Origin of the sequence: Slackia exigua ATCC 700122, assembly GCF_000162875.1 — a bacterium.
Classification (GTDB): Bacteria; Actinomycetota; Coriobacteriia; order Coriobacteriales; family Eggerthellaceae; genus Slackia; species Slackia exigua.
Genome location: NZ_GG700630.1, coordinates 751,107 through 770,248, shown reverse-complemented (window position 1 = coordinate 770,248; position 19,142 = coordinate 751,107). Strand labels below are relative to the sequence as shown.

The 19,142-nt window shown below is 64.3% G+C and carries 16 protein-coding genes; all 16 read left to right on the top strand.

Translation table 11 applies throughout. The annotated features are described in order from the left end of the window. The first annotated feature begins 39 nt into the window (after positions 1-39). The 16 genes from HMPREF0762_RS03360 to efp all read left to right on the top strand — a co-directional run bounded on the left by HMPREF0762_RS03360 (position 40) and on the right by efp (position 18,970). Entirely contained in the window at positions 40-741 is a 702-nt protein-coding gene (locus HMPREF0762_RS03360; RefSeq protein ID WP_006362021.1) for a response regulator transcription factor, read from the top strand. Next, positions 738-1,712, top strand: coding sequence for a sensor histidine kinase (locus HMPREF0762_RS03355; RefSeq protein ID WP_006362020.1), 975 nt, complete (start codon positions 738-740; stop codon positions 1,710-1,712). Before HMPREF0762_RS03360 ends, HMPREF0762_RS03355 begins: the two co-directional genes overlap by 4 nt. Before the next feature lie 125 nt (positions 1,713-1,837). After that, the gene (locus HMPREF0762_RS03350; RefSeq protein ID WP_006362019.1) at positions 1,838-2,581 is read left to right on the top strand and encodes an ABC transporter ATP-binding protein; all 744 of its coding nucleotides are present in this window, start codon (positions 1,838-1,840) and stop codon (positions 2,579-2,581) included. Between the two features lies 1 nt (position 2,582). Beyond that, positions 2,583-4,487, top strand: a complete 1,905-nt coding sequence (locus HMPREF0762_RS03345; RefSeq protein ID WP_006362018.1) for an ABC transporter permease — start codon at positions 2,583-2,585, stop codon at positions 4,485-4,487. Between the two features lie 417 nt (positions 4,488-4,904). Continuing rightward, a complete protein-coding gene (locus HMPREF0762_RS03340) occupies positions 4,905-6,623 on the top strand; it encodes an ABC1 kinase family protein (RefSeq protein ID WP_040618965.1) in 1,719 nt (572 codons plus the stop codon). Between the two features lie 8 nt (positions 6,624-6,631). Next, the gene (locus tag HMPREF0762_RS03335) at positions 6,632-7,963 is read left to right on the top strand and encodes a replication-associated recombination protein A (protein WP_006362016.1); all 1,332 of its coding nucleotides are present in this window, start codon (positions 6,632-6,634) and stop codon (positions 7,961-7,963) included. Between the two features lie 33 nt (positions 7,964-7,996). After that, positions 7,997-8,563 carry a hypothetical protein gene (locus HMPREF0762_RS03330; RefSeq protein ID WP_006362015.1) on the top strand — a complete coding sequence of 189 codons (567 nt, stop codon included), beginning with the start codon at positions 7,997-7,999 and terminating at the stop codon, positions 8,561-8,563. Between the two features lie 6 nt (positions 8,564-8,569). Further along, positions 8,570-10,036, top strand: coding sequence for an AI-2E family transporter (locus HMPREF0762_RS03325; protein WP_006362014.1), 1,467 nt, complete (start codon positions 8,570-8,572; stop codon positions 10,034-10,036). A 259-nt stretch (positions 10,037-10,295) separates the two neighbouring features. Beyond that, positions 10,296-12,947, top strand: coding sequence for an alanine--tRNA ligase (alaS, locus tag HMPREF0762_RS03320; RefSeq protein WP_040618963.1), 2,652 nt, complete (start codon positions 10,296-10,298; stop codon positions 12,945-12,947). 13 nt (positions 12,948-12,960) lie between these two features. Next, positions 12,961-13,422 (top strand): Holliday junction resolvase RuvX, encoded by a 462-nt coding sequence (gene ruvX / locus HMPREF0762_RS03315; protein ID WP_009076901.1) that lies wholly within the window; start codon positions 12,961-12,963, stop codon positions 13,420-13,422. A gap of 8 nt (positions 13,423-13,430) precedes the next feature. Continuing rightward, complete coding sequence (gene mltG / locus HMPREF0762_RS03310; protein WP_006362011.1) at positions 13,431-14,618, top strand: endolytic transglycosylase MltG; 1,188 nt, start codon at positions 13,431-13,433, stop codon at positions 14,616-14,618. 21 nt (positions 14,619-14,639) lie between these two features. Continuing rightward, a complete protein-coding gene (locus tag HMPREF0762_RS03305; protein WP_006362010.1) occupies positions 14,640-15,137 on the top strand; it encodes a YqeG family HAD IIIA-type phosphatase in 498 nt (165 codons plus the stop codon). Between the two features lie 107 nt (positions 15,138-15,244). Continuing rightward, positions 15,245-16,384: a chorismate synthase gene (locus tag HMPREF0762_RS03300; protein ID WP_245935484.1), complete on the top strand. Its 1,140-nt coding sequence runs from the start codon at positions 15,245-15,247 to the stop codon at positions 16,382-16,384. A 5-nt stretch (positions 16,385-16,389) separates the two neighbouring features. Beyond that, positions 16,390-16,917 carry a shikimate kinase gene (locus HMPREF0762_RS03295; protein ID WP_006362008.1) on the top strand — a complete coding sequence of 176 codons (528 nt, stop codon included), beginning with the start codon at positions 16,390-16,392 and terminating at the stop codon, positions 16,915-16,917. Positions 16,918-17,197: 280 nt separating this feature from the next. After that, positions 17,198-18,322 (top strand): aminopeptidase P family protein, encoded by a 1,125-nt coding sequence (locus tag HMPREF0762_RS03290; protein ID WP_006362006.1) that lies wholly within the window; start codon positions 17,198-17,200, stop codon positions 18,320-18,322. An 84-nt stretch (positions 18,323-18,406) separates the two neighbouring features. Then, complete coding sequence (gene efp, locus HMPREF0762_RS03285; RefSeq protein ID WP_040618960.1) at positions 18,407-18,970, top strand: elongation factor P; 564 nt, start codon at positions 18,407-18,409, stop codon at positions 18,968-18,970. Positions 18,971-19,142 lie beyond the last annotated feature (172 nt).

Here is a 19,142-nt window from a genome sequence, read left to right as displayed (position 1 = left end):
GGGAGAATCGACAAGTCGGGACCGGACGAAAGGCATGCCATGCAACCCATCCTCATCGTCGAAGACGATGCCGCCCTTGCGAAGCAGATCGTCGATCTGTTCGAACGCTATCGATACGCCTGCCGCGCGATCGATTCATTCGACGATGTGGATGTTCAGGTCGCAACGCTGGATCCGGCCTTGGTTCTCCTCGATGTGAACCTGCCTCGATACGACGGGTTCTACTGGTGCCGGCGTATCCGAGAATCGTCGCACGTGCCCATCCTCATGGTCTCGGCGCGCGACGCCGTATCCGATCAGGTGCGCGGCATGGAGGCGGGTGCCGACGACTATATGACCAAGCCCTTCGATCTCGATGTCCTGCTTGCCAAGGTCCAGGCTCAGATGCGCAGGAACTACGGCGAGCTCGGGGTTTCCGCGCATGGGCTCGCATCGGTGGAGCGCGATGGCATCACGTTCTATCCGGGGCTCCAGCGCGTCGAATGGGATGGTCGCGTCGTCGAGCTTTCGGCGGTCGAGTCGAGCCTCTTCGCCTGTTTGATGAAGGTGTATCCGGAAACGGCGTCGCGCAGCGATCTCTACATGGCCGCCTGGGATGACGAGAGCTACGTCGAAGCCAACACCTTGAACGTCAACATCCGGCGCCTGCGCGACTGCTTCGCGCGTGCGGGCATTCCTGTCGAGATCAAGGTCGTGCGCACCGTAGGCTACCGCCTCTCCATCGACGGAGACGGGTCATGAGGCTTTTCCTGAAGGACCATCTGGATGTCATCGCGCTGTTCCTCTTCGAATCCGTCGCCATCGCGCTCGCATTCCGCTTCGTCGACGGCTTCGCATCGGCCGCGGGCGTCGCTTACTTCCTGTTCGTCTCGGTCTTCGTCCTGGCTGCGTTCCTGATCGTGCGTTTCATGCGCAAGCGCGCGTTCTATGAAAGCCTGGAAGCGGGTGCGGATGCCATGGAAAAGCTGCTCGAGCGCCATGGGTCCGATCCCGTGACCGCGGCGTACGTCGCGCGCGGGCGTGATGCATATCACAGCTATCAGCGTCGCCTGAACGAACGGGACGAGGAGATGCTGCGGTGGCGGACGCACGTCATGCAGTGGGTTCACCAGATGAAGACGCCGGTCAGCGTCCTGCGCCTCATGGTGCAGAAGGATCCGGGACGCATCGATTCGTTCGACGCGCTGTGCGAGCTCGACCGCATGCAGGGACAGCTCGATCTGGTCTTGAGCTTCGTGCGCATGGAGCGCATGCAGGCCGATCTCGCCATCGAAGACGTGCCTCTCAAACGGACGGTCGATGCCGTCATCGCCAAGGAGCGACGCCTCTTCGTCCAGAAAGAGGTCTTTCCCGTCGTGGATATCGATGCCGGCCTGCGCGTGCGCACCGATGGGAAATGGCTCGCCTTCGTCATCGAACAGATGCTGCATAACGCGGTGAAGTATTCGGACGCCGCGTCGACGATCGAGGTCGGCGCGACGGCGTCGGATGCCGGCGTGACGCTTTCCATCGCCGATCACGGCATCGGCATTCGAGAGCGCGACCTGCCGCGCATCTTCGATCTGTATTTCACGGGCAGCAACGGGCGCGACCACGACCAGTCGTCGGGCATCGGGCTGTACGTCGCGAAGCACGTGCTCGACGAGCTCGGCCATGGCATCGAGGTTGAATCCAAGCTCGGAGCGGGAACGTGCATGCGCATCACGCTCTGACGGCATTGCGATGCGACGCCCCGCTCGCATATGACATGTCGCGTCACCTTTCGTCACGCCATTCGATGGCGGCTCGGCGCGCGGTTCCATACGCTTCTTGCATCGGATCGGAAAGGAGTTCAGATATGGCGATCCTCACTATCGACCATGCAAGCAAGATATACGGCACCGACGTTCAGGTACGCGCCGTGAACGACCTGTCCATGAACATGGAGGAAGGCGAGTTCGTCGCCATCATGGGCGCCTCGGGGTCAGGCAAGTCCACGCTGCTCAACCTCATATCCGGCATCCTCCCTCTCAGCTCGGGCGAGATTCGCATCGACGGACGCGACATATCCTGTCTAGGAGAATCGCAGGCCGCCGAGTTCCGTCGCAACGAGCTCGGCTTCGTCTTCCAAGATTTCAATCTGGTCGATACGCTGACCGTTCGCGAGAACATCATGCTTCCGCTCATGATGCGTCGCGTGCCGCCGGCTCGCATGAAGGCGGAGGCGGTCGCCGTGGCCGAAAGCCTCGGCATCGCGGCGGTCCTCGACAAGCGGACGTTTGAAGTTTCGGGCGGTCAGGCCCAGCGGGCCGCCATCGCCCGCGCGATCATCCATCACCCCCGCCTGCTTCTGGCGGACGAGCCTACGGGAAATCTCGACTCGGCGGCGGCCGAGAGCGTCATGCGCATCTTCTCCGATCTCAATGCGAGGAGGAAGACCTCCACGATCGTCGTCACGCACGACGCGAAGACGGCGAGCTTCTGCACGCGCGCGGTCTTCATCAAGGACGGGCGCATTCTGGAGGAGCTGTACCGCGAAGGGGATAGGCTCGCGTTCTACGACGAGATCCTGAACGTGCTCAAGTTCATGGGGGCGAAATAAGATGGATTTCTTCACGTTCTCTCTCAACAACGTCCTGCGCGATAAGGAAAGCTACGTCGCATTCTGGCTGAGCAGCGTGTTCTCGATCGTGGTCTTCTTCGTGTTCTCGGCCAACATGAACCATCCCCAGCTTGCGCAGAGCGAAAGCATACAAGATATCATGCGGGTCGCGGCCGCCTTCATCGCCGTGTATTCGCTCGGGTTCCTCGGGCTTTCGCTCAATGCCTTCTTGAAGCGCAAGCGCCGCCTGTACGGGGCGCTTCGCACGATGGGCATGACGAAGCGCCAGGTCGCGCTATCCATCATGCTCGAAAGCCTGTTGATCGGCGCGAGCGCCATCGCCGTCGGCCTGATCGTCGGCCTCGTCTTCGGGCATCTCATGGTCATGCTTATGGCGCGGATCATCCGCATTGAAGATGTCGCGTACCAGTTCCCGATCGTATCCATCGTGCAGACTGCGGCGACGTTCGTCGTCATCTTCCTGGTGGCGAGCGCGGTGCAGGCGCGTGGGATATGCAGGCGCCCCATCGTCGAGCTGCTTGCCTCCAAGGTCGACGAGAGCCGCGGCATGCGGTTCTCGAAGCCCCTTGCCGTCCTCGGCATCGCTTTGCTCGCGTGCGGCTGCGGCGCCTGCCTGTTCGGCGTCATCCCGCCTGTGCGCGCATTCCTGGAACCGCATGACGAGCTTGCCGGCATCATCCCCTGGTTCATCGTCGGATGCACGTTCGCCGGAATCTTCCTTGTCTATCGCCAGTTCTCGTTCCTCGTGCTTTCGTGGCTCGCGCGTTCGCGCTACTACCTCGAGGAAGGTAACGCCATCTGGATGTCCGGCCTGCGCGATCGGATCAAAGGGTCGGTCATGACGATGTTCGTGTCCACCGTCATGCTCGCGATGTCGTTCAGCGCCATCATCGTGTCGCTGGCGTTCGTCACGACGGTTCGTGCGGACGTCTCGCAGGACATCCCCTTCGGCATCGGGTACTTCTCGTATGGCGACAACGCGCGCGAATCGTCGGATATCGACGAGATCGAAACGCAGCTCGATGCCAACGGCGTGGCGTATACGGAGGATTCATACGACATGCTGCAGACCGAGAAGACGATCTTCGGCACCAAATTCATCGCCCAGAGCGCCTACGAGAGGCAATCGGGCACGACGCTTGCGCTCGACGACGGCCAGGCGGTCGGCATCTCGGGCACGCCTGATTCCGAGGATTCGGTCGAGGCGCTGAACGGCGTTTCGTTCAAGGTCGTCGGCACGTCCGCGCCCGTGCTCGACGATGCGAAGCGTTTCGGCAGCTACGTGGTGACCGATGCCGACTGGCAGCGGCTGCATGAGGCGGGCGGGCTTGTGAACGTGCGGGCCTTCATATTCGATGTGGACGACGAGGGTCAGGCCCAAGAGGTGCGCACGGCCTGCGAAAGCGTGCGCGAGACCATCGGATTCGGCCTGAGCGGGGGGGAGGATTTCCTCTTCATCCCGCGTATCGAGACCATCGTCCTGCAGGAATACTCATACGAGATATACACGTACATCTCGTTCATGCTCTCCATCGTCTTCATCGTGGCGTCGATCAGCCTCATCTACTTCCGGCTTCTGTCCGACGTGCGCGAAAGCCTGCCCGTCATGCGCAACCTGAACCGCATGGGGCTGTCCGTCGCACAGGTGCTGCGCATCCAGAAACGCCAGCTTCAGGTGCTCTTCTCGCTGCCGATCGGCTTCGCGGTCGTGCTGACGGGCTTCGCGATGGCGTTCCTCATGAGCGTCGAGGCGGCGAGCGCGCACATCTTCGTGCGCATGGCTGCGACCATAGGCCCGCTCATCGTGCTCGAGGCTATGCTCTTCATGGTGCTGAACGGCAGATTCGAAGCACAGGTGAGGGCATTCGTTCGGCCTTGGGACTGAGGGACCGGCCGTCTCGGATCCGATTCCCAAGAAGGCGGCCCGCCCGATGGGGTCTCCCGATACCAACTTTCGGTACACAACCAGGGGCTTCTTCGATTTCTCCCAGAACTTCGATATAGTGGCATCGAGGAAGGCGAGGGCTTGCGGCAAGAAAGCGAGCCCCGCCTCCGGCCTAGGATGAACCCACCTCGTAAGGTGGGTGCTCGCAGCGAGCTTCAAAGCTTTCGCGTCAACGGACGCGAATCCCTTGTTCACCCGCAATCTAGAGCTCCCTCTAAATTTGCATCGGTCCATCGCAAATGCGGCAATCGGAAGCAAGGCTCTGCAAAGAGCATAATCGAGTCTATGGGGAAAATAAACCCTTGAACTCTTTGGACTACAATGATTTTCGAACCGAACCGGCGGAAGGGGAAAGCGATGCCGAACGCAAAGGATGTGGCGCGTTTCGTGCGCGAAGGCATGCGCGACAAGACGTCTGCCGCGCGCTTGGCCGAGATCGTCAAAACGTTCCGACGCAACGAGGTCGGTCGCGGCATGACGCCCGGCAAGCTCGTCGCCCTGCTCGAAGATCTGGGTCCCACCTTCATCAAGCTCGGCCAGATCCTCTCTGCGCGGTCGGACATGCTTCCCCAGGAATACTGCACGGCGCTCCAATCGCTTCGATCCTCCACCACGCCCGAGCCTTTCGAGGCCATCGCCGCCCGTCTGAACGACGCCTACGGCGGCGACTACCGCGAGGTGTTCGCATCCATCGACGAAGAACCGCTCGGGTCGGCCTCCATCGCCCAGGTCCATCGCGCCGTTCTGCGCAAGAACGGCCGCGAGGTGGCCGTCAAGGTGCGCCGTCATCACGTGCGCGAGGACATGCTGCGCGACATCCAGCTCATGCGCCGCGCCGCCGACCTGCTCAACCTGACCGGCGTGCCTATGATGGGCTCGGTCATGGACGGCATGGACATGGACGCGGTCATCGATGAGTTCGACCGCACGGTGCGCGAGGAAATCGACTTCGGCGCCGAGGCGCGCAACCTGCAGCGCTTCGGATCATTCGTCGGCAAGGACGACGGCATCACCTGTCCGCGCGTCTACCGCGAGTATTCGGGCGACACCGTCCTTGTCATGGAATTCGTCCGCGGCGTGTCGGTCGAGGACGTGGGCTCGTTGCGCGCCTGCGGCTACGACCTCAAGGAACTCGGCGACCGCATCGCCGGCAGCTACATGCGCCAGATGGTGGAGGAAGGCTTCTACCACGCCGACCCGCATTCGGCGAACCTGATCGTGCGCCCGGCGCTGCGCGATCGCGCCGGCGATGCGTGCGACCCCGATCGGCCCGATGCGAACGCGCATGATCCAGGCGAGGTCGTCTGGATCGACTGCGGCATGATGGGCGAGCTGTCCCCGCACGAACGCACGCTCTTCCTCGAGATGATGAAGGCGATGGTCTATCGCGACGAGCATCGCCTGACCGATCTGTTCATCGAGTGGGGAAGCGTGTCCGACGCGCCGGGCAGGCGCCTGAACTACGGGCAGCTGCTCCAAGACCTCACGCGCCTGGTCGACCGCTACAGCGCCGAAGACGTCAACAGCATGGATCTTGCGGCCCTGCTCAACGACATCATGAAGATCCTCGAATCCGCCCACGTCAGCATGCCTCAGAGCTTCGTCATGCTCGTGCGCGGCCTGGCGACGCTCCAAGGCATGCTCATCACGCTCACGCCCGAGATCAGCATCCTCGCCGTGGTGGACCGCTACGTGCGCTCCTACGCGTTCCGATCGTTCGATCCCTTCTCCGACGTCACGCGCCGCGTCCGCGAGGCGTCCAAGGCGGGCGAGCGCATCGTCGAGCTGCCCGTGCGCGTGTCCAACGTGCTCGATATGGTGGAGAAGGGCCGTTTGCGCATGAGCATGGACTTCTCCGACGCGTCCGAGCCGATGCGCCTGCTCAGCTACATCATCGATCGCATGAGCCTGTCCATGATCACGGCGGGGCTGTTCATCGGGTCGTCCATCATCTATGCGACGGGCCTCGAGCCGCAGCTGTTCGGCGTGCCCGTCATCGGATTCCTCGGCTTTCTCGGCGCCGCGTTCTTGAGCATCTACATCATCTGGAACATCCATCGCCGCCCGCGCGGATAGGAAGCCTCATGGACACGCTCTTCACCGATATCGACAACCGTGCGAAATACGCCGTCGCGCCGCTTGCGGTGCGCATGCGTCCGCGCTCGCTTTCCGAGCTGCGCGGGCAGAAGGACGCGGTCGGCCCGGGCAGCTGGCTCGCCCTCGCCATCACGGCCGACGCGCTTTCGTCCGTGATCCTGTTCGGGCCGGCGGGCACCGGCAAGACCAGCATCGCCCGCATCATCGCCGAGACGACGCGCTCCGCGTTCGTGGAAGTTTCCGCGATCGGCGGCACGGTCGCCGATCTGCGCAGGGAAATCTCCGCGGCGGAGCGCAGGCTCGCGTCTGCGGGGACGAAGACGATCCTCTTCGTGGACGAGATCCACCGTTTCAGCCGCAGCCAGCAGGACGCGCTCCTGCATGCGGTCGAGAACCGCGTCGTCATCCTCGTGGGCGCCACGACCGAGAACCCGTTCTTCGAAGTGAATTCGGCGCTCATCTCGCGTTCGCGCATCGTGGAGCTGCATGCCCTGTCGGATGCCGACATCGCGTCCATCCTGGATGCGGCCCTCGCCGACGAACGCGGGCTGCGCGGCCGTTTCGCGTTCGCGGACGGCGCCGCCCGTGCCATCGTCGATCTTTCGGGAGGCGATGCGCGCGGGGCGCTCACCACGCTCGAGCTTGCGAGCCAGCTGGCGGAATCCGAGGGACGGAAGGCGGGCGCCGATGCGCCGTACCTGGTCACGCCGGATATGGTCGCCGTCGTCACACCGCGCCGCGCGCTTCCTTACGACAAGGGCAAGGACATGCACTACGACGTGGTCAGCGCATTCATCAAATCCATGCGCGGCGGCGATCCGGATGCAGCCCTCTATTGGATGGCGCGCATGCTGGAAGGCGGCGAAGACCCGAAGTTCATCGCGCGGCGCATCTATATCCTGGCGAGCGAAGACATCGGCAACGCGGATCCTCAGGCGCTGCTCGTGGCCGAGGCCGCCTTCCGCGCGGTCGAGGTCGTCGGCCTGCCCGAATGCCGTATCAATCTGGCGCAGGCGGCCATCTATATGGCGCTCGCGCCCAAGAGCAACGCCGCCGAGGCGGGCATCGACGCGGCCCTCGCCGAGGTGCGCCGCGGTCCGCGGCGCGACGTGCCCAGCCATCTGCGCGACCGCCATCGCCCCGGGTCCGAATCCTACGATGCCTACCGCTATCCGCACGACTATTCCGGGCATTGGGTCGACCAGCGCTATCTGCCCGAGGGCCTCGAGCGCGGCTGCTTCTTCGAACCTGGCGAATCGGGTTGGGAAGCATATCGCGTGGATGCCGTCAGGCGCGATAGATTCTCATCCGACGCGTGATACACTCGGTGGACACGAACTGAGGAGATTTCCATGGACTACCTGCTTCCCATCGTTTACGCCTTGGTGGGCGTCGCTCTCATCTGGGCCTTGATCGAGCTCGTCCGGCTTTTGCGCAGCATGCGCGGCATGGTGGAAGACACGAACGCGAACGTCGCCCCCCTCATGGGGCGCGTCAACGACATGGTGGCCGACGCGGCTCCTGCCGCCAAGCGCATCGATCCGATGCTCGAGCGCGTGAACCTCACGGTGGATGCCGCCAACCTCGAGCTCATGCGCGTCGACGGGATCCTTGAGAACGTGGATGCCATCACCGGGCATGTCGCCAACGCCGCTTCCGCGGTGGACGATGTCGCCACGACGCCTTCCCGCATGGTCAACAACGTGGTCGAGGCGGTGCGCGGCGCGGTCGGCGCGAAGAAGGCGTCGGACGAATCGGTCGGGTTCGCCGCCGAGGCGGCCGCGGCTTCCGAGGCGTGCGCGCCAACGGTCGATCGCGAAGGGCCCAAGGCCGCCAAGGATCAGGCATCCAAGTACGTCCAGGTTCCCCTGGCGCCCTCCGCGGGCCGTGCCTCCGACGTCGAAAGCGAGCGTGCATAAGATCCTATGGACCGCCAGCTGCCCTCGTCTATCAGGACGGATACCGCCAAGCGTCATTTCTATCAGGTCTGGTCCATTATCGGCATCGTGCTCATCATCGCTGCCGCAGGGTATGTGTCGGGCGTGCTGTCGACGCCGATCGCCATCGTCGTGTGGGCGGCGATCTTCGTGCTCATCCTGCGCAAGCCCGTCGCATTCTTCGAAGCGCACGGCATCCCGCGCGTTCTGGGCACGGCCCTGTCGTACCTGCTCTTCGCGCTTGTGCTGGGGCTTTTGGGCATCGTTATGTTCTCGCCGGCCTTCGGTCTGGGCGATCAGCTGAGCAGCCTCATCGCATCCGTGCCGTCGTATGTGCAGGAAGCGACCCGCATGTGGAACGATTTCTCGGCCCGCTACGCCGACATCATGCAGAACACGCGCGTGTCCGAATGGGTCGATTCCATGTCGTCGTCGCTCATCTCCTGGGCGAACGATTTCGCGGCATCTTCGGCCACCGGCATCGTCGAGTTCGGCGCCGGCCTCGCGAATTCGCTCATGATCATCGGCTTCGCGCTTGTCGTGGCGTTCTGGCTGCTCATGGAGCTGCCGGCCCTCAGCCGCGAGATGGCGCGCCTCGTGCCCGAATCGCGCAGGGAAGGCTTCGACATGCTGCGCCGCACCACGACGCGCATCATCGACGGCTATCTGCTCGCCACGCTCGCGGTCTGCACGATCGTCGGCATCGCGTGCGGCATCCTCTACATCGTCGCAGGCGTTCCGAACGCGGGCATCCTCGCCATCATCGTGGGCGTCTTCAACGTCATCCCCGTCATCGGGCATTGGATCGGCCTCATCCTGGTCGTGGTCATCGCCGCGTTCACGAATCCCGTGCTTGCGCTCGTCGTGTTCATCGGCACGATCGTCATCCAAGAAGCGGTCTATACCTTCGTGCAGCCCAAGCTTATGGCCAACTCGGTCGACGTGCATCCGGTGCTCGTCATCTTGGCCCTGTTCATCGGCAGCGCGGCCGGATCGGCCGTCCAAGGTCTGTTCGGAAGCGTCGTGGGCATGCTCATCTCCATCCCCGTGGCGGCGCTTGCGAAGGCCCTGTTCGTCTACTACTACGAGCGCGGCACGGGTCTGCAGGTCGTGGCCGAGGACGGCGTCTTCTTCAAAGGCTCGCCCTCGTCGCAGGAGGTTCCCGGCACGAAGCCGGACGCCGTGGCCGACGCCATCGCCCCCGCCCCCAAGCCTAAGAAGCCGACGGGCGCCGCGGCATGGCTGACGACGTCCATCTCGCCCGCCCTCACGGGCAAGCTCGGCGGCGACGGCAAAGGCTCCGCGCGCAAGGCCGGTCGTTCGAGCGCATCCTACCGCCATGAGCGCGGCGACGCCGATGCCGGCGCCGACGCTTCGGCGCAGGGACGTGCCGAAGCGAATCCCGACCGCACCGACGTCGGGCTCGATGTCTCGGTGTCGCGCCGCCAGAAGTAGGGCGTCGTCCCTTCCCGCATGACGCAGGCGGCAGGGCGGACGTTCCCGCTCGCATGAAGCCGGAAGCGGCGCTCCTTTCCGCATGAAACCGGAGGGAGGGCCGTCTTTTCTCTTTGCATAAAGAATCTATGGATGCTCGTGTCCGCTCCGTGCAAACGCGCACGTCTAGGCGCAGGCGCGCAAGGCGCTGCGATACAATGCCCGAATGACCAGACGGCAGTACGCCTTCGGGCGCGTAGGGGAGAGTGAGATTACCCGCATGAAATACATGACCACCGCGGAAATTCGCGAGAAGTATCTGCGATTCTTCGAGGAAAAGGGCTGCAAGCGCCTGCCTTCCTCGTCGCTGATCCCCGATGACCCGAGCCTTCTGCTCACGAGCGCCGGCATGGTCCAGTTCAAGCCCTACTTCCTGCACGTCAAGGAATTCGACCCGAACTACATCGGCGCCACCACCGTCCAGAAGTGCGTGCGCACCAACGATATCGACATCATCGGCACGACGGGCCGTCATCTGAGCTTCTTCGAGATGCTCGGCAACTTCAGCTTCGGCGTCTACTTCAAGCACGAGATGTGCACCTGGGCCTATGAGTTCTCGACCGAGGTGCTCGAGCTTCCCAAGGACCGCCTCTACTTCACCGTGTTCGAAGACGACGACGAGACCATCGAGATCTGGAAATCCCTCGGCGTTCTCGAAAGCCATATCACCCGTCTGGGCGAGGACGACAATTTCTGGCGCGCCGGCCCCACCGGCCCGTGCGGCCCCTGCTCCGAGATCTATTTCGATCAGGGTCCCGATTTCGAGGGAGATGCCCCCGGCGACGACGGCGACCGCTTCCTCGAGTTCTGGAACTGCGTCTTCACCCAGTTCGACGGTCAGGAGGACGGCACGCTCGCGCCGCTTCCCACGAAGAACATCGATACGGGCATGGGCCTTGAACGCATGGCCGCCATCATGCAGGGCGTCCAGTCCAACTACGAGACCGACGTGCTGCGCGACCTGGTCGCCGTCGGAGAGCGCCTCTCCGGCGCGTCCTATCGGGGCGGCACGAACGCGACCGCCGGCGACGGCGCGCAGGCCAAGGTGGATCTTTCGTTGCGCATCTGCGCCGATCACAGCCGCAGCGTCGCCTTCATGATCGCCGACGGCATCCTGCCGTCCAACGAAGGCCGCGGCTACGTGCTGCGCCGCCTGCTGCGCCGCGCCGTCATGCACGGCCATAAGCTCGGCATCGAAGGCCCGTTCCTCGGCGAATACCTTGCGAAGATCATCGAGCTCATGGGCGACGTCTATCCCGAAATCGTCGACAACCGCGAGCTCGTCGAGCGCATCATCCTCTCCGAGGAGGAGCGCTTCGGCCGCACGCTGCGCACGGGCCAGGCCTATCTGGTCGACGAGCTTTCTGCGCTGGACGGCTCCGTCCTTCCCGGCCAGACGGCCTTCACGCTTCATGACACCTACGGGTTCCCGATCGAGCTGACCGAGGAGATCTGCTCCGAAAGCGGCGTCACGGTCGATCATGCGGGCTTCGACGCCTGCATGGAAGAGCAGCGTTCCCGCGCCCGCGCCGCCACCAAGGGCGACGCCGAGGCCGCGTGGAGCACCTACGGCGGCGTGCACGCCGAGACCCTGAAGGAAGTCGGCGCCAACATCTTCGTGGGCTACGAGCATACCGAAGCCGCCTCTTCCATCGTCGCCCTCATCAAGGACGGCGCGCGCGTCGCCCGCATCGAGCAGGGCGAAGAGGCCGAGCTCGTGCTTGCGAAGACTCCATTCTACGCCGAGATGGGCGGCGAGGTCGGCGACACGGGCACCATCGAAGGCGCCGGCGGCTACGCGCAGGTCGAAGACACCAAGGCTCCCGAAGCGGGCCTCATCTGCCATCGCGTGAAGGTCGTCAAGGGGTCTCTGTCGGTGGGAGAGGACGTCGCCGCCGCCGTGGACGCCGACCGTCGCGCGCGCATCACGCGCAACCATACCGCGACGCACATCCTGCATGCCGCGTTGCGCCAGGTCTTGGGCGATCACGTCAACCAAGCCGGCAGCTATGTCGGTCCCGACCGCCTGCGATTCGACTTCGCGCATTTCGCGCCGATGACGGCCGACGAGATCAAGCAGGTCGAAGACCTCGCGAATGCGGTCATCATGTCCGCCACCGATATGAATATCTACGAGACCTCGCTCGATGAGGCGCGCGCATCCGGCGTGACGGCGCTGTTCGGCGAGAAGTACGGCGACACGGTACGCGTCGTCGAGGCCGGCGGCTTCTCCCGCGAGCTCTGCGGCGGCTGCCATGTGCGCAATACGGCCGAAATCGGCCTGCTGAAGGTCGTCGCCGAGACGAGCGTCGCCGCCAACACGCGCCGAATCGAGGCGGTGACCAGCTATGCCGCGCTCGACTATCTGAACACCCGCGCCGCCGAGCTGGACGCCGCGGCGTCCGCGCTCAAGTCCGCTCCGCTCGACGTCGCCGCACGCGTCGCCGCGAACCTGGCGACTATCAAGGAATTCGAAGCCGAGGCGCGCCGCGCCAAGCAGGCGGCCGCCGAATCCGATGCGTCGGCGTATCTGGACGCGATGGTCGATGTGGGGTATCCGCTGATCGTGATCCGTGTGGACGGGCTCGACGGCGGCGCCATGCGCAACGTCTGGGACGTCGTCCGCGCACGTATGCCGAAGCCCGGCGCGCTCGTGCTCGGCGCCGTGACCGACGGCAAGCCGATCATCATGGCCGCCGCCTCCGACGAGGCCGTGGCTGCGGGCTTCAATGCCAAGGACGTCATCAAGCAGGCGTCCTCCCACATCAAGGGAGGCGGCGGCGGCAAGCCGACGATGGCTCAGGCCGGCGGCAAGGACGCATCCGGCATGGATGCCGCGCTTGAGGCGGCCCGCGCGTTCCTCGGCGCCTAGGAAAGTCGCGCACGTGAGGTACATGGCCCTCGATATCGGCGACGCGCGCATCGGCATCGCGATCAGCGATCCCGCCGGTCGCGTCGCGTCGCCGCTCAAGGTCCTTCCCGCGGCCGAGGTCCTCGGGCACGCGGCATCCTTCCGCATGCTCGTCGAAGATTGGATGCCCGATGCTCTGGTCTGCGGGCTTCCCTTCACCCTCGCCGGAGAGCAGGGGCCCCAGGCCGCTTCCCTCAAAGAGCGTGCTCAGCGCATTGCGAAAGCCTGCGACCTGCCCCTTTATTTTTCCGATGAACGCTTGAGCTCGTCTGAGGCCAAGAGATTTTTGCGTGAAGGGGGCTATGACGAGCGGGCGATGCGCGGTAAAGTGGACATGATCGCAGCGAGTATATTTCTCCAGTCGTGGCTTGATTCGAACCCGGCTTCGAAGGGCGCAGCTCCTGCGCAGGGTCACGACGCTTCCGAACAACGTTAGGATCTGGCATGCCCCGTAGGCAGATTACGTACAGCAACCATCCGAACCATCGTGCCCGTGCGGTGCATGCCCAAGGCGAGCGCCAATTCAAAACCTACGACACGTCTCACATCCGGCCGCGCAAGAGCAAGGTCCCCTACGCGGTAGGCGCCATCATCGCCATCGTCGTCCTGGCCATCGCCGCGTTCGCCGCCACGTCGCTTCTGCGCGGATGCTCTGCGGAAGCCGAGGACATCGACGGCTCGCAGGTCGCTGTCGCCGCCGACGTCAAGGTCACCATTCCCGACGGGTCGACGGCCTCCAATACCGCGAAGCTTCTGGAGTCGTCCGGGGTCGTTCCCGATGCCGACGAGTTTCTGGCCTATGCGAAGGGCGCCGGGCTGGATTCCCGGTTCAAGTCGGGCGTGTACACGTTCACCGCGGGCATGACGCTCGAGCAGGTCGCCAAGACCATCGTGTCGGGCGCCTCGAGCGCCGACACGCTCACCATCCCGGAAGGCTATACGGTCGCGCAGATCGCGTCCGCCGTCGAGAAGTCGACTTCCGGCTCGATCACGGCGGACGATTTCACGAAGCAGGCCGTCGCATCCAACTACGTGTCCGATTACCCGTTTCTTTCCGACGCCTATGACGATTCCCTCGAAGGATTCCTCTTTCCGAAGACCTACGATCTTTCAGGGGCGAAGACGGCCGACGACGTCATCCGCATGATGCTCGATCAGTATGCGACCGAGGTCGCCTCGCTCGACTATTCGTATCCCACTTCGAAGGGCTTAAGCGCCTACCAAGTGCTCGTGATGGCGTCCGTCATCGAGAAGGAGGCGGCGCCCGATGCCAACCATCCCGATGAACGCGCGCAGGTCTCTTCCGTCTTCTACAACCGCCTTGCGGCCGATATGGCGCTGCAGTCCGACGCCACGATGGGCTATGTGACGGGCGGGGAGGTCACGCCCGAGGATCTTCAGACCGAAAGCCCGTACAACACGTATCTCAACAAGGGTCTTCCGGCAGGGCCTATCTGCAATCCGAGCATCGAATCGCTCAAGGCCGCCTGCAATCCCGCGACGACCGATTACCTGTACTTCTTCATCGTGAATGAGAAGGGGTATTCCGACCACGCGTTCTCGAAGACGCTCGACGAGCATAACGCCGCCATCGCCAAGTACCAGGAGTACACGGCCTCGAAGGCGTCGTAGTTCCGCCGTCCCCCGTTTCGCATGCATCTCTTCCGTCCCGACAGGCATTTCACGCGTGTGACCGCCATCGATCCAGCGCGCGACCTGAAGGATGCCGGCATCTCCTGCGTGCTGCTCGACATGGATAACACGCTCGTCGCGCGCGATACCCACGCGGCGCCTGACGACGTGAGGGCGTGGCTCGAAGGGCTCGGCGCCTACGGCGTGCGTGCCTGCATCCTTTCGAACAACTGCCATGCGAGCGCGTACGACCATGCGCGCGATCTCGGACTTCCTATCGTGGCGAAGGCATGCAAGCCGCTGCCGTTTTCCTACGGGCGCGCGTTGCGCCTGATGGGAACCTACAAGGAAGCGACCGTCGGTATAGGAGACCAGCTTGCGACCGACGTGCTGGGCGCGCATCTGCACGGCATGCGCGCGTTCTACGTCGATCCTCTCTGCACAGCCGACCTCGCCTATATGCACGTGCTGCGCGCCGTCGACCGCCGTATCCTTGCCGGCATGGACGCCGAGTCGTAGCCGCCGTCCGAGCGCTCTGTGTCGATGCTGTTCCAGCCTATGCTGCGTCTTAGATGCACGTTTTCCCCGTGCTACAATCGCTCGCGAACGTGGGAGTGGGAGAGGGCATGCGCATCGACGTCACGCGACATTCGGCGGACCGCTACATAGCCGTTATCGAGGGAATGCCTGCGGGCATCGCCCTGCAGCGCTCCGATGCGCAGACCGATCTCGATCGCGCGGCCGAAGCTCTGCTTTTCTGCTCCGCACCCGATGCGCCCCAGGTCCTTCCGCGCGCAACCGTGCTGTCGGGGCTTGCCCGCGATCGGTCTTCCGCCGCGCCGCTTCTGCTCGAAGTCGATTTCGCCGGCACCGTCTTTTCCGAGGCCCTCGATGCCCACGGCTCGCAGACACCGCGCTTCGGCACGGCCGACCTGGCATTCTTCCTGCGCATGAACGAAGACGACTGCGCGTCCGCTCTGCAGGCCGTCACGCTGCGCCATGCGATCGTGCGCGCGGCCGCCGCGTTCGCCGCCCGGGCGTTTCTGGCCGAGCTGGGCGTCGATGTGCGCTCGTTCTCTTCGCGCATAGGCTCGGTCGAGCTTCGCGACCTGGACGCGCAGAAGGCGGCGCTGTTCGCGCCGCTCGATATCGAGACGTCCGCCGTGCGCTGCCCCGATCCGCAGGCTTCGCGCCTCATGGTCGAGGCGCTCGACGCCGCACGCACGGCAGGCGAGCCTCTTCCCGGCGCGTTCTGCGTCGTGGCGACAGGCTGCGTGCCCGGCCTGGGATCCGCGACCGATCCCGTCCGCGGCCTTGCGGCGCTCATCGCCGCGGCCGTCATGGGCGCGCCTTCGGTGTCGTCGGTCGCGTTCGGCGATGCATCCGCGCATGCATCGGACGGCGCGTTTCCCGATCGCGTGCAGGTCGATCGCACGCGCGGCTTCACCTACGCGCGCAACGTGCAGGGAGGCGTGGCGGGCGGCATGTCCACCGGCGCCCCGATCGTCTGCATCTCTACCGTTTTACCTTGCTATCAGGGAGAGCATATTCTTTCGAGCATCGATCTGACCACGCTCGAGCAAGCGGCGTCGCCCGATGCCCTCGGCATCGCGTGCCTTGCGCCGTTCTCTTCCGTATGCGCGGAATCCGCGGTCGCCTGCGTGTTGGCCGAAGCCTACGTGCGCACGTTCGGCGAAGGGCCCCTTTCCGATGTCGCGCGCGCGTTGGATGCCTATCGTGCGCGCATCAAGACGGCGTCGAGGTGAGCGGCATGCCAACGCTCAAGACCAATGTCTTTCTCGTCGGCATCATGGGGGTCGGCAAGACCACGATCGCACGGCGATTGGCCCGCATGCTGGGCGTGGCCGCCGTCGACGTCGATTCCTATATGCGCAATATGTATCACCGGGATTCGTCGCGCCTGTTCAAAGACATGGGTGAAGAAAAGTTTCGCGCATGCGAGGTGCATGCGCTTGCGGCGTGCGCCGATCTGGGACCGGCCATCGTGTCATGCAGCGAAGGCGCCGTCGCCACGCCCGAAGGCAGGCGCATCCTGACGGAGCGCGGCTTCGCCATCTTCCTCGATTCTTCGTGCGACGGCGCGATGAAGCGCATCAGGAGTCTGCGCACGCGTCCGCTGCTCGCGCAAGGATGCGACGCGCATTCGATCATGGACGCGCGTCGTCCGATGCTCGAGGAGGTGGCCTGCGCCTGCGTCGACGTCGAAGGGCTGTCGACGACCGAGGCCTGCGCCCGTGTGACGGCGGTTCTGAAAGGACGGGGCATCTACGTGAAGTAGCCGAAGAGAGGCGGTTGTTGTTCCAAACGTTTTCCCTTCGGCACGAAGACGACCGTGCTTCGACGGGCAGATTCGCGCGAGAGCGCGCGGATGCGGCGTCAGCCCAGGCGGCCACGCCTCGACGGGCAGATCCGTTGCGGAGAGCGCGCGGATGCGGCGTCAGCCCAGGCGGCCACGCCTCGCGACGACCATGCGCGGTCGTTCGTTGACTCGCGTCTGTTTCTGTATATGCAAGACGGAGCGCCGCACGGCGCTGCCGACGATTCGAAGGAGCTTGCCGATGACCAGATTGGAACGCATGCGCGCGATGATGGCGGCCGAAGGGGTCGCCGACTTCTACTGCCGCGATCTGTCGAACGTGAAGTGGCTGACCGGGTGGGAGGACGTCTTCGACGACGAGCCGGCGCACCTTGCCTTCGTCACGCCGAAGACGGCGGTTCTGCATACCGACTCGCGCTATGCGGATGCCTGCCGCGTGGCGGCCGATGCGGAGGAGTGGACCGTCGACGAGGAACGCATGACGCATGCGCGCTGGGCGGCCGCGTCGTTCGCGGCCTTCCATGAGGCGCGGGGCGCGCAACGCGGGCGTGATCTGTGCGGCTTCGGCATCGAAGACAGCATGGAACTGGGTGAATTCCGCCGTCTTGAAGAAGCGTTCGCCGCGGTGGACTGGTCGCCGACGCTTGTGGAGACGACCGATGCCGTCAAACGGCTGCGCGCCGTGAAGGATGGAGCCGAGATCGAGCGTCTGCGTGCGGCCCAGGCCATCACCGACGCGGCGTTCGAATACATCGTCGGCTTCATGCGTGCGGGCATGACCGAGCGCGAGGTGGCTTTCGAGCTTGAGCAGACGATGCGCAAGATGGGCGCGGAAGACCTCGCGTTCGCATCCATCGTCGCATCGGGCGCCAACGGGGCGTCACCGCACAGCATTCCGGGCGATAAGCGCTTGGAGGACGGCGATCTTGTGGTCATGGACTTTGGCGCGCGGGCGCGCGGCTACTGCTCCGACATGACGCGTACCGTCGCCGTGGGCCATGCGACCGAGCGGACGCGGGCGATCTTCGATGCCGTGCGGGCGGCGAACGAGACGGTCGAGGCCATGCTGCGCCCCGGCGTGACCGGGCGCGCTGCGCATGAGCGCGCGGAATACGTGCTGGCAGAGCATGGATTCGCCGGCAAGATGGGACATGGGCTCGGGCATGGGGTCGGCATCGACATCCACGAGCTCCCGGTGCTCTCTCCGCGAAACGAGGCGCCGCTCGAGGCCGGCAACGTCGTGACCGTGGAGCCGGGCGTGTACCTGAGCGGGGAAGCGGGATGCCGGCTCGAGGACTTCGGCGTGGTAACTGCCGATGGTTTTGAGGTTTTCACCGCATCGACCCACGAACTGGTTATAATTTAGCGCCGTGAATCCAGCCGGGTAGGACGACTTGGCGGAATGCAGGTCTTCCAGGCGCGCGCCTGGCGTATAGGAAGGGAACAGCCCATGGCAACCATCTCCACCGCCGATTTCAAGAACGGCATGTGCATCGTCTACAACGGCAAGAAGTGCAAGATCGTTGAATTCCAGCACGTCAAGCCGGGCAAGGGCAGCGCGTTCGTGCGCATGAAGATGCGCGACATCCGCAACGGCCGCGTGCTTTCCGACACGGTGAACGCCGGCTTCAAGTTCGAGACCGTCCGTCTCGAGCAGTCCACGATGCAGTACCTCTACAACGACGGCGTGGATTTCTACTTCATGGATCCGCAGAGCTACGAGCAGATTTCCCTGCCGGCCGACCAGGTGGGCGAAAACGCCCAGTGGCTGAAGGAAAACGACGAGGTCACGCTCGAATACGCCGACGGCGAGCTGCTCGGCGTCGAGCCGCAGATGTTCGTCGAGCTCACGGTCGCCGACACCGAGCCGGGCTTCAAGGGCGATACCGTCCAGGGTTCCACCAAGCCCGCCACGCTCGAGACCGGCGCCGAGGTGAAGGTCCCGATGTACGTGAACGTCGGCGACGTTCTCCAGATCGACACGCGCGACGGTCGCTTCGTCAAGCGTATGTAGGACCGCCGCGCGGATCGTTGTAAGGCTGTCGCGCAACCTGCTGCGCAACCGTCGCATACATCGCCGCGTCCCAGCACGACGGTGATACCACACCGCCCGGCTCCACGCGAGCTGCGTCTTCGATATTCAGACTGAGGAAACTGAGACGGATTTCGAAGGTGCGGTTCAAAGC